At 70.8% G+C, this 14684-nt stretch carries 16 protein-coding genes and 1 tRNA gene; 2 read left to right on the forward strand and 15 right to left on the reverse strand.

What is annotated here, in order from left to right; genetic code table 11:
* Positions 1-25: 25 nt before the first annotated feature.
* The 4 genes from ACFT32_RS26660 to ACFT32_RS26675 form a co-directional block, all read right to left on the reverse strand.
* Positions 26-1435 carry a Cys-Gln thioester bond-forming surface protein gene (locus ACFT32_RS26660; protein WP_382493969.1) on the reverse strand — a complete coding sequence of 470 codons (1410 nt, stop codon included), beginning with the start codon at positions 1433-1435 and terminating at the stop codon, positions 26-28.
* Positions 1436-1715: 280 nt separating this feature from the next.
* A complete protein-coding gene (locus ACFT32_RS26665) occupies positions 1716-2192 on the reverse strand; it encodes a single-stranded DNA-binding protein (protein ID WP_382493972.1) in 477 nt (158 codons plus the stop codon).
* A gap of 414 nt (positions 2193-2606) precedes the next feature.
* On the reverse strand, positions 2607-4496 hold the full coding sequence (locus tag ACFT32_RS26670) for a GTP-binding protein (protein WP_382493975.1): 1890 nt from the start codon (positions 4494-4496) through the stop codon (positions 2607-2609).
* A 3-nt stretch (positions 4497-4499) separates the two neighbouring features.
* Positions 4500-6107, reverse strand: a complete 1608-nt coding sequence (locus ACFT32_RS26675; protein ID WP_382493978.1) for a dynamin family protein — start codon at positions 6105-6107, stop codon at positions 4500-4502.
* 321 nt (positions 6108-6428) lie between these two features.
* Here ACFT32_RS26675 and ACFT32_RS26680 point away from each other — a divergent pair.
* A tRNA-Arg gene (locus ACFT32_RS26680) sits at positions 6429-6501 on the forward strand.
* 181 nt (positions 6502-6682) lie between these two features.
* Here ACFT32_RS26680 and ACFT32_RS26685 read toward each other — a convergent pair.
* From ACFT32_RS26685 to ACFT32_RS26735, 11 genes are all read right to left on the reverse strand, one after another.
* The gene (locus tag ACFT32_RS26685; RefSeq protein ID WP_382493980.1) at positions 6683-8077 is read right to left on the reverse strand and encodes a tyrosine-type recombinase/integrase; all 1395 of its coding nucleotides are present in this window, start codon (positions 8075-8077) and stop codon (positions 6683-6685) included.
* Positions 8077-8274 (reverse strand): AlpA family transcriptional regulator, encoded by a 198-nt coding sequence (locus tag ACFT32_RS26690; RefSeq protein ID WP_261678779.1) that lies wholly within the window; start codon positions 8272-8274, stop codon positions 8077-8079. Before ACFT32_RS26690 ends, ACFT32_RS26685 begins: the two co-directional genes overlap by 1 nt.
* A complete protein-coding gene (repSA, locus tag ACFT32_RS26695; protein WP_382493983.1) occupies positions 8271-9677 on the reverse strand; it encodes a replication initiator protein RepSA in 1407 nt (468 codons plus the stop codon). The genes ACFT32_RS26690 and repSA overlap by 4 nt, the downstream gene beginning before the upstream one ends.
* An 88-nt stretch (positions 9678-9765) precedes the next feature.
* A complete protein-coding gene (locus ACFT32_RS26700; protein ID WP_382493985.1) occupies positions 9766-10083 on the reverse strand; it encodes a SpdD-like protein in 318 nt (105 codons plus the stop codon).
* Positions 10084-10107: 24 nt separating this feature from the next.
* The gene (locus tag ACFT32_RS26705) at positions 10108-10263 is read right to left on the reverse strand and encodes a hypothetical protein (RefSeq protein WP_382493987.1); all 156 of its coding nucleotides are present in this window, start codon (positions 10261-10263) and stop codon (positions 10108-10110) included.
* A gap of 12 nt (positions 10264-10275) precedes the next feature.
* Positions 10276-10467 carry a mobile element transfer protein gene (locus tag ACFT32_RS26710; RefSeq protein ID WP_215121321.1) on the reverse strand — a complete coding sequence of 64 codons (192 nt, stop codon included), beginning with the start codon at positions 10465-10467 and terminating at the stop codon, positions 10276-10278.
* 63 nt (positions 10468-10530) lie between these two features.
* Positions 10531-11235, reverse strand: a complete 705-nt coding sequence (locus ACFT32_RS26715; RefSeq protein ID WP_382493991.1) for a DUF2637 domain-containing protein — start codon at positions 11233-11235, stop codon at positions 10531-10533.
* Complete coding sequence (locus ACFT32_RS26720) at positions 11235-11438, reverse strand: hypothetical protein (RefSeq protein ID WP_382493993.1); 204 nt, start codon at positions 11436-11438, stop codon at positions 11235-11237. The genes ACFT32_RS26715 and ACFT32_RS26720 overlap by 1 nt, the downstream gene beginning before the upstream one ends.
* Before the next feature lie 83 nt (positions 11439-11521).
* Positions 11522-12877, reverse strand: a complete 1356-nt coding sequence (locus ACFT32_RS26725) for an FtsK/SpoIIIE domain-containing protein (RefSeq protein ID WP_382493995.1) — start codon at positions 12875-12877, stop codon at positions 11522-11524.
* A 2-nt stretch (positions 12878-12879) separates the two neighbouring features.
* A complete protein-coding gene (locus tag ACFT32_RS26730) occupies positions 12880-13236 on the reverse strand; it encodes a hypothetical protein (protein WP_215121316.1) in 357 nt (118 codons plus the stop codon).
* A 138-nt stretch (positions 13237-13374) separates the two neighbouring features.
* Complete coding sequence (locus tag ACFT32_RS26735) at positions 13375-14154, reverse strand: GntR family transcriptional regulator (RefSeq protein ID WP_382493998.1); 780 nt, start codon at positions 14152-14154, stop codon at positions 13375-13377.
* Positions 14155-14172: 18 nt separating this feature from the next.
* On the opposite strand from ACFT32_RS26735, the gene ACFT32_RS26740 reads away from it, so the two are divergent.
* Positions 14173-14637, forward strand: a complete 465-nt coding sequence (locus tag ACFT32_RS26740; protein WP_382494000.1) for an NUDIX hydrolase — start codon at positions 14173-14175, stop codon at positions 14635-14637.
* Positions 14638-14684 lie beyond the last annotated feature (47 nt).

The raw sequence follows: 14684 nt of genomic DNA on the forward strand, positions 1-14684 counted from the left end.
ACAGGCCCGTGCCCGTCCAGGCCGGTCAGTCGCTCGTCGGAGTCGACTTGCGGCGGAGGACGATCAGGGTTGCCCCGCCGATGACGACCAAGGTGATGGCGATGCCCGTGATGAGCGGGGTGACGACGGAGGAGCCGGTTTCGGCGAGGTTGGTGTCGGTGGCCGTGCCGCCCACCGTGGCCGGGCTCGGTTCGCTCAGGGTCTGCGTGGCCGTGCCCGTCTCGCTGCTGTGGGTCTGGCAGTCCAGCACGCCCGTGAAGCGCTGGGTGAAGCCGCCGGGGCCATGGATCGTGAAGTCGTACGCCTGGTCCTCCTGGAGCGGGACCGTCACCGTCCTGGTCTCGCCCGCGGCGATGGTGTGCTCAAGGCCTGCCAGTTCGAAGGTGAACGGCTCGTCGCCCTTGTTGGAGGCGAGGATGTCGACGCCGCCCTTGTCGCAGTTCTTCGCCGCCGACAGTGCCGGTATCGCACCCTGCTTCGCCCAGCTCGCCCCGGCCGTCGCGGACACCGTCGACTCGCTGGAGCCGGCCAGGATCTGCGTCTGGCTCCGGCTCTCGGAGGCGAAGGCCCGGCCGACCGGCACGGTGGTCGAGGCCTGCACGGTCAGTTCGGCCGTGCCCGCCGCCGCGTCCTCGGGCACGTCGAAGAACACCTGCCCGCCGTCGGCCGCGGACGTGATCGCCCTGCCCTGCTTGTCGACGATCCGCACCCCGCTCGTGGCGGCGTCGGCGGGCGGCGCCACCGACACGCCGCTCGCGTTGGTGTGCACCGTGACCGGGCCGAGCCGCTCGCCCGGGCGGCCGGAGACCGCGGGCGGGTCGAGGGTGAGCGAGGCCCGGGGCTCGGGCAGATTCCGCGCGTTCTTCTCCAGGTAGTCCGCGAGCTGTTCGGCCTGCGGGTCGAGCGCGTCGACGGCCACGTCGTCCGAGTAGCGCCAGATCGCCACCTGTGTGCCGGATGCCGCGTCCTGCTCGGTCAGCGCACCTCGCACGCCCGCCTTCCGCGCGAGCGCCGCGAGGTCGTTCACCTGCGGGTAGGAGTTCTGCAGGATCCAGCGGATCCGGCCGGCGTCCTTGTTGGCGCCCAGGGACGTGCCGCCCCAGGGCGTCTCGTGGTACCTGGCGTCCCGCTGCGTGGGGTTGTGGAGGTCGACGCAGTACGTCTGCAGCATGCCGCCGCCCTCGACGGACATCTCGAACAGGCCTGCCGACACCTGCTGGTCCCCGGTGCCGCCGTGTATCACCGCGGTGCCGTACGTCTTGAGTCCGGCTATGGTCGCGGTCGCCCCGCCCTCACCCTGCGTCGTCTCGTCGGCGGACGCCTGGCCGGCACCGGCCAGCACGCCCGCGGCGACGAGCCCGGACACCAGCGTCGCGGCGCCTGGGCGGGCCGCCCCTCGCCTGCGTACGAACACCGCCGAGAACGAAGCAAACACCAAATTTCCTTTCGAGCAGGACCCGTTGATGTGGGGGGTACGGTCCCACCAGCAGAAATCAGAAGTCTCACGGGCATCGCGAGCCCCGAGAACCATGTCCGGCATCCTAGGGAGGCGTCGGACCCCGCCCGCCGGTCAGACGGTCGGGATGAGTGATCCGACTCGGAATCGTTATCGCCAAGATCCCTTACGGGCAGGGCTTATCGACAAATCCACCCCCGGTCGCATGGTGCGCACTCGCCGATAAGCCGCAGTTCGGACAGAGCGGTGGTGACTGACGTCACGTCAAGACAGCTGGCTCCGACTGTCGTTGAGCGGACGCGTCCGAGCGCACCGCTGAATCGTCCGGCGGTGTCTCCCAGTTGGGCTCCGGTGAAGCCGGAGAGGCGGCCGTCTCGGGCTTGCCTCCGCGCCGGAAAGCGGAGGTGCCCCAGGCCAGATCATGGCCGATCGCGACCGCGTCGATGTCCGCCGAGGTCCAGCTCTGCCCCTCGCGCACATCGGTCCGCACCTTCAGCCTGCCCTGCACGATCACGGGCTCGCCCACCGTCAGCGATGCCGCCGTGTTCGTGGCGAGCTGGCGGTTGGCCCACACCGTGAAGAAGTTGGTGTGCCCGTCCGTCCATGTGTTCTTCTCGCGGTCCCAGTAGCGCGCGGTCACGGCCATCCGGAACCTCGCCGACGGGCCGGACGCCATCTCCCGGTACACCGGCTGCGTCGCCACCCTGCCGACCGCGCAGACCATCGTCTCGTTCATCGCGAACCCCTCCCTCGCCCGGACTGCGACACCGGGCCGACCTTCGTACGGGTCCGTCCCGTACGGCTGTGTCCGCCAGACTGCCGGGGCCGGGCCGAGCCCGCTGAGCGCTGTGGATCACCGTCTGCCTGTGGACAACTCCGCCACCCCGGCGGGTGACTCCGAGCCACACGCCGAGCCCGCGGCCTGGCCCGACGCCGAGCCACATGCCAAGCCCGCCGCCTAGCCCGACGCCGAACCACACGCCTGGCCCGCCGCCGAGCACACACCAAGCCCGACACCAAGCCCGACACCGAACCCGGCACCGAACCCGACACCAAGCCGGACACGGACGCGGCGAGGGCGGCGCCCGACCGGACGCCGCCCTCGCCGTACCCGCGCATGCGGCCCGTCACAGCCGCCACGCCCTCGCCGTCACCGCCCGGCCCCCACCACCCTCCCGTACTGCTCCCGAACCTCCAGGTACCGCAGCAGCTCCGCCGCCACCGGATCCAGCACCCGGGCCCTTCCGCACCCGGCCGCCGCCTTGCGTAGTCGGCGTTCCGCCTCCAGTCCGTAGCGACGGGCCGGGCCGCGGGCCGCCATCCGGCAACTCCACTCGACCAGCGGACCGCCGACGATGCCGATCACCATCAGCAGCACCGGCACGCCCAGATTCGGCGACATGATCTGGAAGATCTGGCCCAGCAGCCACAGGCCGCCCAGGAACTGAAGGATCGTCATGGACGCCTGGGACAGCACGGCCACCGGCCACCACCCCGGGCGCGGCGGCCGCCCCGTCGGCACTCCCGCGCGCACGGTCAGCTCGTCCAGCGCCTCGGACAGCCCCTGGGAACCGCGGACGGCCGCCTCGCGCACCGCCTGCGCCCAGGGCACGGGCAGCCCGGCCGAGGCTCGGTCGGCCACCGTACGGACCGCCTGCTCGACGCGCTGTCGCGCGGTCGCCTCCTCGTCGGCCTGCGTGCGCGAGGGCAGCCGGCCCGTGGTGGCCTCGCCGTGGTCCTGGTACCAGCGCCACAACCGCAGCCAGGGCGTACCGCACGCGCGGTTGGCGTTGCGCAGCCACGCCCGTTCGGCCGCCTCGCCCGCCGCCGTGGCGCCCACCGCGTCGGCGAGCCGGTCCGCGAACTCCTCCCGGGCCTGCTCGCTGAGCCCCGTCCGCCGCCGGGTGGCGTAGACGGGCCACAGCCGTGCCGCCGCTACGTCCACATCGGCCGAGACGCGGCGGCCCGGCGCCCCGCGCTCCCCCACGAACTGGCCGAGCGCCTCGCGCAGGTCCCCGATGCCCTCCCCGGTGAGCGCGGACACCGGGAGCACGGTCGTACCCGGTTCGCCGAACTCCCCGAGGGCGATGCCGTCCTCGTCAAGGAGTCGCCGCAGATCGTCGAGGACCTGATCGGCGGCCTCCCCGGGCAGCCGGTCGATCTGGTTGAGGACCACGAACATGACCTCCGCGTGGGCCGCCATCGGCCGCAGATAGCGCTCATGGAGGACGGCGTCGGCGTACTTCTCCGGGTCGACGACCCAGATGACCGCGTCGACGAGCGCCAGGATGCGGTCCACGTGCTCGCGGTGCTGTACGGCCGCCGAGTCGTGGTCGGGCAGGTCGATCAGGACCAGCCCGTTCAGCCGGGACTCCGCGTCCGCGGTCGGCAACGGCCGCCGGCGCAGCCGGGGCGGGATGCCGAGCCGTTCGATGAGGCTCGCCGCCCCGTCGCTCCAACTGCACGCGATGGGCGCCGCGGTGGTGGGACGGCGTACTCCGGTCTCCGAGATGGCCACGCCGGCGAGCGCGTTGAACAGCTGTGACTTGCCGCTGCCGGTGGCGCCCGCGATGGCGACGACGGTGTGCTGGCCGGAGAGCCTGCGCCGTGCGGACGCCTCGTCGAGCACCCGGCCCGCCTCCGACAGCGTCCTGCTGTCGAGCCGGGTGCGGGAGAGCCCCACGAGTTCGCGCAGCGCTTCGAGACGCGAGCGCAACAGCCCGTCGTACACCAGTGGTCTCATCGCGGGCGGGGCGGCGGACCTGCTGTCCGCGACGGCGAACTGGCCTCCGTCGGGCGTCTCATTGACGCGGCGCGCGATGAGCCCGTCGTCCCAGGCACCCGTGGAGTCCGTACGGGCGTCCTGCACGCGCGCGTGGGGGTCGTTGACTCCCACGCGCGCGTGGGGGTCATTGCCAGCGCGCTCCTGCTGGGCGGCCTGAGAGGTGCGCGCGGAGGGGCTCCCGGCGGATCCTGCCTTGTCCCTGTCGCCCGGCTGATCGGCGTGCTCGGTGTGGTCCTGGTCAGTGACGGCGGTCACCGGTCACCTCTCCTTCTGCAGTACGGACAGCGCGGCGATGAGTTCGGCCTGGTGCTCGGGGTGGACGTCGAGCGCGTCGAGCGGGGCGAGCCGGCGCTCGCGTTCGGCGTACAGGACCCGGTCGACGTGCTGGGTGAGCAGCCGGCCGGCCCGGTCGCGCAGGCGCAGTGCGCCGTGGGCGCCGATCCGCTCGGCGAGCCCCTCCCCCGCCATCCGGCCCCGGCGGCCGCCCAGCAGGCCGGTGGCGACCAGGGCGGCGACCAGCTCGGGGTCGGGCGCGGCGTTGCGCTCGAGCTCGCTCACCTCGTCCTCGGCGTACTCCTCGAGCTCCCGCCGCCACCGCCGTACGGCCAGCCCGATCCGGTGCTCGGCGCTCTCCGCCGCGGAATCGCGCGGCGCGAGCTCCGGCGCGGCCGCGGCCGGTTCACGCCGCCAGGCGTCGTCGACGCGCTCGTCGGCGGCGGTGACGGCGCACAGCAACAGGGCGCTGAGGCTCTCCACGAGCGCGTCGAGGAGCTCACCGGCGGTGCAGTCCAGGGGGAAGGCACGCCACCGCTTGAGCGCGTCCCCGGCGAGCACCGCCCCGGCCTGCAACCGGCCCCGCACGCGCTTGTGCTCGCTGTCGTACGCCCCCTCGACGGCGCTGGTGAGCCGCAGCGCGGCCGAGTACTGCGCGGCTGCGGCGCCGGCCAGCTCGGGCATCCGGGACTTGAGCGAATCGAGGACGCCGTACGCCGTGCGGGCCAGGACCTGCTGCCGGGCCTGCGGCTCCTGGGCCTGGTGGATCAGCCAGGTGCGCAGCTGGGCGACGGCGGTGACCGGCAGGAGACCGCCGCCGAAGGCCGACTCGGGCAGCTCGGGCACGGTGAACCGCGGCACATGTCCGAGACCGGCCTTGGTGAGCAGCGCCCCGTACTGCCGCGACACCTCGGCGACCACCTGGTGGGGCACCCGGTCGAGGACGGTGACGAGGGTGACGTCGTACTCCTTGGCGGTGCGCAGCATGTGCCAGGGCACGGCGTCGGCGTAGCGGGCGGCCGTGGTGACCATGACCCAGATGTCGGCCGCGCAGATGAGCTCGGCGGCCAGGACGCGGTTGTCGGAGACCAGGGAGTCGATGTCAGGCGCGTCGAGCAGGGCGAGGCCGGGCGGCAGCGTGTCGGCGCTCTCGATGCGCAGCACGCGCGCGGGGTCCTCGCCGGGGAGCAGCAGGTCGTCCGTGTCGTTCCGCTGGGGTGCCCACACGCGCGTGAGATCGGGCAGCACCCTCATCCCGCCGAACCAGTGATGATCCTCCGGATGGCAGACCAGTACGGGGGTCCGGGTCGTCGGCCGCAGCACGCCCGCCTCGCTGACCCGCCGCCCTACGAGAGAGTTGACCAGCGTCGACTTCCCGGCTCCGGTCGATCCGCCCACGACGGCCAGAAGCGGTGCTTCGGGCTCCCGCAACCGGGGCACCAAGTAGTCGTCGAGCTGCGCGAGCAGTTCATCGCGGTTGGCACGCGCGCGTGGGGCCCCTGCCAGGGGCAGCGGGAAGCGTGCGGCGGCGACACGGTCGCGCAGGGCGGAGAGTGCGTCGAGCAGCTGAGGCCTTACGTCCAAGGTCACCACATGCGAAGAATGCCCAATTTTAGGGGAATTCTGAAGCATATGAGCATGTCTGCGCGCCGACAGGACACAAGGGATGGAAGGGGCGACTGGGACACAGGCACACTCCAGGCATAACGAGTGCACAACACCCGATGCCTCTGACGCCAAAAGCGGTGCACGATTCGTACCTGCCTGCGATTATCAGGACCGCTTCACCGAACCTCCACATCGAGCCACGGAGGCGAAGCAACAGGGACAAGGACGCGGGAGCCCTATCCTTGTCCCCGGCAACGTCACGGATCAGCCCACACCAGGGCACCACGACAGAGGCCACCACACCCGGCCCCCGTAGCTCAGTGGATAGAGCAGGCGCCTTCTAAGCGCTTGGCCGCAGGTTCGAGTCCTGCCGGGGGCGCAAGTCTCCGCCCTCCCGTTCGGGAGGGCTTTTTGCTGGTCAGGGTGCATGCCAGACGGCATGGTGAAGCCCCGGAGGCCCTCTTGATGATCAAGGGCGGGCTCCGGGGCTGTCCGGCTGTTACCGGGTTTTTGCGGGTGGCCGTGTCGAATACGTGTCGAAGTTTCTGCGGGCCGCGAGGTCAGTCGGCGGACGGCCGCTCGGGGAGATCTCCGGCAGCTTCGAGTCGCCTTTTTAGGTCGGGCAGCTGGCCCTCTACGCATCGGGCGTAGGTCGCCAGGAGCACGGCAACGCTGTTCCCGGCCCATTCGGCCACCTGGGCGGGTGGGATCCCGTCGTTCAGCCACTTCGTCAGGCGCGTGTTCCGGTTGTCGTAGACGCGCCGTCCGGTGGGCGACTCGAAGGTGTGCGGGGGCAGTACGGCCTCACGCGCGCTGCGCCATGCCCGACGGATGACGGAACCGGCAAGGATGCCGCCAGACTCTCCTTGGAACAGCAGGTCCCCCGGCTTGAGCTCTTCGCTCTCGATGTGCTGCCGCAGGATGCGCGTGAGGGCGGGATGCCCCGGGACAGTGCGAGTCTCACCCTCCGCACGGCCTTTCAGGTCGCGTTGCTCGTGGATCTCTCCCGTGTCGGTCCACTGCTTTCCGACCTCTGGGGTTGCGGTGTGGAACAGCAGCTCGCACCACTGGTCGGCGGCGTCGGGCTCGGGCAGGGTCACGTCCTCCACGCGCATGGCTACGGCTTCCTCGGGCCGTGGGCCGCAGTAGTACAGCGTGGCGAAGAAGGCGTGAAGTCGCTCGCCGCCGCGTGGCCGGCGCCGTATCCAGTCGAGGATCGTTGCCGCCTGCTCGGGGTTCAGCAGGGACCGCTTGTCCACGGCGTTCGTGGTCTTCACGGCGGCTGTCGACTCCTTCCCCTTGGGCAAGGGGTTGGCCCGCAGGATGCGCCGCCGGACGGCGTATTTCATGGCGACGTTGAGGATGCGGCGGTTGCGCTTGCGGGACCAGGCCGCCGCTTGCTTGCCGTCGAGGCGCGTGTCGATGGCGCTCAGGACCTGGTCGGCCTTCTCCGGGTCCTCCCAGGCCGAGACGGGCAGGGAGTTGCGCTCGACCCATCGGAGGATGGCCACCACGTCTTGGGGTGCGTCGGGGCGCCGGTTGGTGTTGAACGCCCACTCACGCAGAGCGGTGCGCACGGCCGCAGGTGCGAACTGGGTGGGCTTGGCCCGCAGCAGCGCGATGGTGGTCGCGGTCAGGGTCTTGGCCATGTTCTTACGGCTGTTGCCGCCGAGTTGTGCCCATCGGGCATCAACGTATTCGACGGCGAACTTGTACCAGGTCATGGCAGCCGACTTGGAGCGATGCGACACCGGGAGTCCGGTATCGATGACGAACGCCTCGCCCTTGCCAGTGGCCCGGATGAGTTCGGAGCGGAAGCCCTCGGCGAGGGCGACGGTGTCGAACGGTTCGCGCCAGCGCTTCCCCGCGACCACCCAGCGCACTGTGTATGTGGTCTTCCGGGCTCCCTTATAGGTGAGGATCTTGTAGACCTTGACGTCGTACGTCGTCTCCATCAGGCGGCGTCCTCGCGGTCGTCGAGCCAGTGATCGAGGTCACTCCGCCGGATCCTGAGGTCGCCGTTCGGGAGCTTGATGCAGCGCGGTGCGCGACGCTTGGCCCGCCAGTCGTAGAAGGTCGAGCGCGAGACGCCCAGTTCCTCGCAGACCTCCGCGAGGGTGAGCATGGTGCGTGACCGGATGGCCGTGGTCATTCCGTACTCCCTTCGGTCAGGAGGGCGTCGCGGGCGGTCTCGCGGTTGGTCTTGAGGTCGCGGGCGATGGTCGCGGCGAGGGCGGCTTCACCCGGTGAGTGGCCGTGGCCGGCGTACTGCCAGTCCGTCAGCACGAGGACGGTGTCCGGCTCGCGGTCGTCGAGGCCGAGGGCGTCTCGTTCTTGGGCGGAGCGGTAGCCGGCGCGCTCCTGGCGGAGGGCGCCGAGGGTGGTGGAGTAGGTGCGCGACTTGGACGAGAAGTGCCCGCGGAAGCCGAGCATGTGAGCCCAGGCCCAGAGGCGCCGGTCCGGGTAGAGGCCGTCCAGGTCGCGGCACGCGGTGATGAGCCGCCGGGTGTGGTCGGGGACCTGGTGGCGGTCGAGTTCGGCGAGTTCGCCGATGCGGCGGTCCAGCGTGCCGGTGTTCTCGGCGGCCTTGGTGGCGTACTTGGCCACGTACGAGGCGACCGCCTGTTCGGTGATGTCGGAGCCGTCGCCGAAGGCCCTTACCGGGCGCACGTCGAGTTGCTGGCCCCATCGGAACGTCCGGGTGGGCTGGTCACCGGCAGCCGGGACCGAGACCGACGTGTACGAATGCTCGGCGGCGGCGAGCAGCGCGTCCGTGAGGAGGCCGACCGTGGCCCAGGCGGGCGGTGGCGTCCCGGGCCCCTCCGGGCCGTCGAGGCGTACGACGGCGTGGAAGTGCAGGGCCCCGCGCTTCTGGAACTCGGCAACCTTGCCGTACGAGAGCCGAAGGTGGTCGGCGAGTTCCCGGCGGGGCAGGCCGGCGCGGGCTGCGAGTTCGCGGCGGAGTCGGGTGGTGAAGCGCTGCCAGAGCTGTCCGGCGTGGTTGTTGAACAGCACGGCGCCCGCGTAGTCGTAGGCGTCCGGGTCGAGGGCAGTGCCCAGCTCCGGGGCGTCGGACGCGTGCGAGGTGCCGCAGCGGCAGGTGCCGTGATCGGGGCGGTTGTGGACCGGGCCGAACGACGGAGCCGTGAGGGTGGCGAAGACGCGCGGGTGGTCGCGGACGGTGGCGGGGATGTCGCGTCGGTCGTCTCCGGCGAGTCCAGCACGGATGAGGTGGTAGGTGTCCCCCGCGTACGTCCAGGCGCAGGCCGGGCAACGGGATGCGCGGCGGTTGCCGCAGGCGAGCCGGAGTCGTCCGCCCGGCTCGTTCGCGGTGGAGTAGTGGTGCAGGGTCTCGCCGGTGGTCTTGTCCTTCTGGATGACCCAGCCGGTGAGGTGGACGGGGTCGGAGCAGCCGCCGGTGCGGCGGACCTGGTCTTCCCAGCGGGCGTAGTCGGAGGCCGAGGCCACCCGGAGCACGTCCCCGAGAGTGATCGGGTCGAGCAATGTGTCTGGCGTGGGCGCACTCGGTGTCGCGCGTGAGGCGCGGTGGGCCATGCTGGGTGTTCCTTCCGGTTGCGAGATCGGACAGGGACGGCGCCCGGGCGGCGGATGCTTGGCGGTATCGAGGCCGCCCGGGGGCCGGTCAGCGTTGCTTGGCGTCGGAGGCGAGCAGGGAGCGCAGGACGACCGCGCAGACGGCGACCGAGACGCCGGTGATGGCGACCGCTAGGAGCAGCGAGACCAGGACGGCGCCGAGGACCAGGACGACTGCCGTACCGCCGCCGACGAGGGCGAGCGCGGTGCCGGGGGTGAGCTGGACCGAGGGCCGGGACGGCGTCGGAGTCGTCGGGGCGGCCGGCGGGGTCTCTACGTTCGGGATGACGGTGGTCGGCTCGACGACGGCGGGCGGGGTGCCAAGGCCCGTCGGTGTGGGCATGGTGGGGATCTTCGTGCGGAACATTGGTGCTCTCCTCTCGCGGGCGGGCTACTTGACGAGGGCGTTGATGGCCGGGGCCAGGACGCTGTCGGCGAGGAGGAAGCCGCCGAGCAGGACTACGGCGATGAGCCACACGGGCGGGCGGATGAGCTTGATGCCGAGGTAGCCGACGACGAGCAGCGCGAGCCAGAGCGGGACCTGCATGGCGGTGGCCTCCTAGCGGATGCGGCAGCGGTGGGTGCGGGCGGCGAGCTGGGCGGCGGACTGACTGGAGTAGTCGGACGACCAGCCGCAGTTGTCGGCGGTGCACACGGCGGCGTGCTTGGTCTGGCCGCTGCGGTCGCGGTGGGTGCCGATCTGTACCGGGCCGATGTGCATCACGGAATGGAAGTGGTCGCGGGCGGGCATGTCAGTGGGTCCCCTTTCGGGCCGTGGTTGGGGCGGGAGAGCCGGAGCGGACACCGGCGGCGGTCAGGCGAGGTGGGCGGCGATGGCGTCGGCAAGGTGGGGCGGGACGCCGAGGCGGGAGCGCAGGGTGTCGGTGTCGATCGGGGCGCCGGTACGGGCGTGGTACTCGTCGGCGACCTTGCGGGCGTGGTCGACCAGGACGGCGGGCACTTGAGGGGCCGGGTCCGCGGCGGGATCCGGAGCCAGAGGGACGGGTGCCGTGGCGAGGGCGGGGGCCGCATCAGGCTCGGGCATTGCTTCCGTGACCGAAGGACGCTGGGCGTCCGGTGCCGGCTGCTCGGTCGGGAGCTCAGCGTCCGACGTATCCGCGACGGGTGTCGCCGGAATCGGCTCGGACTCCACAGCCGCCGAGTGGGCGAGGAGTGTGCCGCCGAGGAAGGCGACCGCAGGCCAACCGGCGATGCCGAGGCGGAGGAGGGCGGGCGGGTCGTTCAGGTCGAGGAACCCGGCGGTGGCCACGTTGGCACCGAGTGAGGCGAACAGTGCGACGAGGAACCAGCACCAGGCCAGCCGGGATGGTCCCTCACTGCGCAGGCGCCGCCAGGCAGCCACGAGAAGCAGGTCGACACTGACCGGGTAGGCCCACGCCTTCCAGCCGTCCTGTCCAGCAGCGGCGGCGAGGTCGTGCAGGTGGGCGAAGGACAGCGCACCTGCGATCACGGCCTGCACCAGGACCGCGTCGACACGGAAGCCGTGGCGGGCGCCCATCAGCAGTCACCCGCGGAGGCGGGACCACCGTCGGAGTCATAGCCGTCCGGAAACATCCCGGGCGGCGGCTCGGGCAGCGAGACGGCGAGAGACAGGCTGACGGCTTCCACGAAGTCGAGGTCGGCGCCAGCCATGTCCGCGTACAGGGCGAGTTGGCCGAGCAGGAGCACGGTCCGGGCGAAGTCCTCGCAGCTGGGGCACATGGCGGGTTCTCCCTTCTTTGGGCATGGCGGGGGTAGGGACTTGGCGCGAAGGCGGTCACGCCGACCGGTGGGAGTGCGAGGGATCAGGCGGTGGCCGGGGACGGCTCGGTCGGCCACAAGGGAGCGTCGGCGGGGCCAGAGAGCGCGGGCCGGTACGGTGCCAGCTCGGGCAGGTCCGGAGTCCGGTCGGCGTGCTTGTTGCAGATGTTCACGGCCTGCCGGAGCGAGGTGTGCGGTGCCCGAATGCGGTGCCACCCTCCGGAGGAGTCGCCCGCGATGGCAAGCCCGCGCTGCTCGGCCGGAATTTGGATGGCGGCGAGGACGGCGTCCGGAGCGACGTCACCGAAGGCCATGTTGGCGGAGGTCTCGTCGTTGACGCGGTGGGCGGTACGGCCGGTGAGCTGGGCGCGGAGCATGGTGATGCCCTTGCCGAGTTCGGAGCCGAAGCGCTGCCCGCAGATCTCCAGGTAGATCCCGGCGGCACGGCCGAGCTGGGCGAGACGGACCAGGGCGGTGATGATGCGGTCCCGGCGCTTCTCCTCCTCCTTGTTGGCGTACAGGGCGAGTTCGGCCACCTCGTCGACCAGGACCACGACCGGGACGGGACGCAGATCGGTCGGCAGGTTCCAGATGTCGGCGGCGATCTCCGCATCCGGCACATCGGCCGCGATCCGCTGCTGAGCCCGGATCAGCTGATAGGTGCGCTCCATCCGAACCACGAGCGCATCGAGCACTTCGGCCGCGGTTTCGGGGTCGTCGGCCAGCGCGGAGAACCGGCGGGCCAGCGGGAACAGCTCAACCCCCTGCTTGCAGTCGATGCCGACGAGGGCAACGTCCATCGGGGCAAGTCCGGCGACAAGATTGCGCTGGTAGACGGACTTGCCGGACTCCGTGGCCCCGAGGGTGAGGGCGTGGGGTATCGCCCGGTAGTCGCGGTAGTGCACTGAGCCGTCCTGCCGCAGAGCGACCGGCACGCGCATCGGCCGGGTGTCCGTCTCGGCTGGCATCTGCACCCGCTTGAGCACGTCGTAGCCGGTCATGCGCACCTCTACGACACCAGAGCGGAGCTCACGCGAGGTCACGCCGTACATCGAGAACGAGTGCCGGAGCCGGTCCGAGGCGGCGGCAATGTCGAAGGCGTCCTGCCCGGGCCGGAGCTTGAGCCGCAGCACCAGGCCAGTACGAGTCGGACGCAGCCGCAGGATGCGCGGGGAACGGGGCTCCGGTAACGGCCGGTTGGTGGCACGGGCCAGGGCGAGCCGCCACCGCGCAGGCGGAACGGTCAGCCCGCACGCGTCCATGACCGAGCCGTACCGGGCCAAGACCCGCACCACGGCCAGCGTGACCCCGAAGGTCAACCAGTACCAGGCGGGGCGCCGCCACCGCAGGAGTCCTACGGCGGCGGCGACCAGCACCAGGGTGACCGTGAAGGCGGTCATGATCAGGCCGCCTTGGACCCTGCGGCGGCGTCGGCGAGCGAGGTGACCGCGACCGCACGGAACGCGATGCCGTGCCGCTTCTGGCCGTTGAAGTCGTTCTCCCAGGGCCGGGCGATCAGGCCGGTGAGCGCGACCGGCGTGCCCATGGACAGCTCGCCGGTGATCCCGGGCTCCGGGACGGTGACGGACAGGATCTCCACCTCCTCGTTGGCCGCGAACATCACGTCGACCGTCATCAGCTTCGCCCCGGTCTCCATGTCGGTCGCGACCTCACCGGTACGACGGTCACGGACCTTGACCTGCGGGGACTTGGCAACCATCACGACCGCACCGGCGGTGTCGACGGGAATCTGACGCACAGAGATCACTCCTCTATAGATGCTGAACTCCGTCACTCATGTATATGAGTGACATGAAGAAGAGTGCATCACTCCTGTACATGAGTCAACCCGCCGCGAAGAAGAACTCGCGACGGGTTGCGGGAAGTTGAGCGGGCGTCAGTCGGCGGCGGGGATCCGATACTCGAAAACGAACTGGTCAGCGGCCATGAGCGTGTCGCACACCTCGACCACGAGACCCTCGGTCGTACGGGCCTCACGGATCAGGTGGACCACGGGCGCACCCGGGCTCAGCGCCAGCTCCGAGGCCTCCGCCTTGGAGGCCGGCCGCGCTTGCAGCGTCTCGACGAACTCCGCGAACTCATGCCCGTGATCTTCGAGTCGGGCATAGATGCCACCACCACCGGGGTTCTCGGCGAACAGCTCCGGGATCTCTTTCACGACCTCCCAGGGGAGGTAGGAGGAGGCGGTCTCGACCGGGGTGCCGTTACGGAAGTAGAGGCGACGGCGGGCTAGGACCTGCGAGCCGGCAGGGACGCCCAGGCGTTCGGCGGCATCTGCGGGCGCCTCCATGGGCCCGATATAGAGGACGCTGACCTTGGCGGTGGCGCCGGACTGGGCGGACTCCGCGAGGTAGGCGGCCTGCCCTCCCTGCCGGAGCGAGCGCCGGAAGCGATCGGAGGAGCGGTGCCGCACGGGAGGCCGGTTCTTCACGATCGAGCCTTTGCCGTGCCGGGTCTCCACCAGCCCACTCGCCCGTACCTCGACCATGGCCTTACGGATCGTCCCGCCGGATACGCCGTAGCGCTCCACCAGCTCGGACTCACTCGGCACCATGTCACCAGGCTTGAGAACCCCCGCCCGAATCTGCTGCACGATCTCTTCCGCGATCTGCACATACCGAGGCCCGGAACCGACCCCTCCAGCAGCAGTTCCCATAGTCCTTCCCTGCCTCCTATGCTCCTCTACATGAGTCAACCACAGGAAGCGACACCGTCCCCCCTGCACTCCGTATCCGTGGCCGGAGTAGTGGTGCGCGAGGACGGCCGCCTCCTGGCAATCCGCCGAGCCGACAACGGCACCTGGCAACTCCCCGGCGGCATCCTCGAACTCGACGAGACCCCCGAGGTCGGCGTTGCCCGCGAGGTCTTGGAGGAGACGGGTATCCACGTCGAGGTGGATGAACTGACCGGCGTCTACAAGAACCTGACCCGCGGCATCGTGGCCCTGGTCTTCCGCTGCAAGCCCTCGGGCGGCACCGAACGCACCTCAAGCGAGTCCACAGCAGTCTCCTGGCTCACGCCCGACGAGGTCAGCGAGCGCATGTCCGAGGTCTTCGCAGTCAGGCTCCTGGACGCCTTGGACGGCAATGGCCCCCACGTACGAAGCCACGACGGCACGCGCCTGATCCCAGCGGGATAAGACCTTCTCTACTTCATCAAGGCGGCTCGCTTCGCTCACCGCGCGCG

The sequence above is a fragment of the Streptomyces sp. NPDC057002 genome, from assembly GCF_042673825.1.
Taxonomy (GTDB): Bacteria; Actinomycetota; Actinomycetes; order Streptomycetales; family Streptomycetaceae; genus Streptomyces.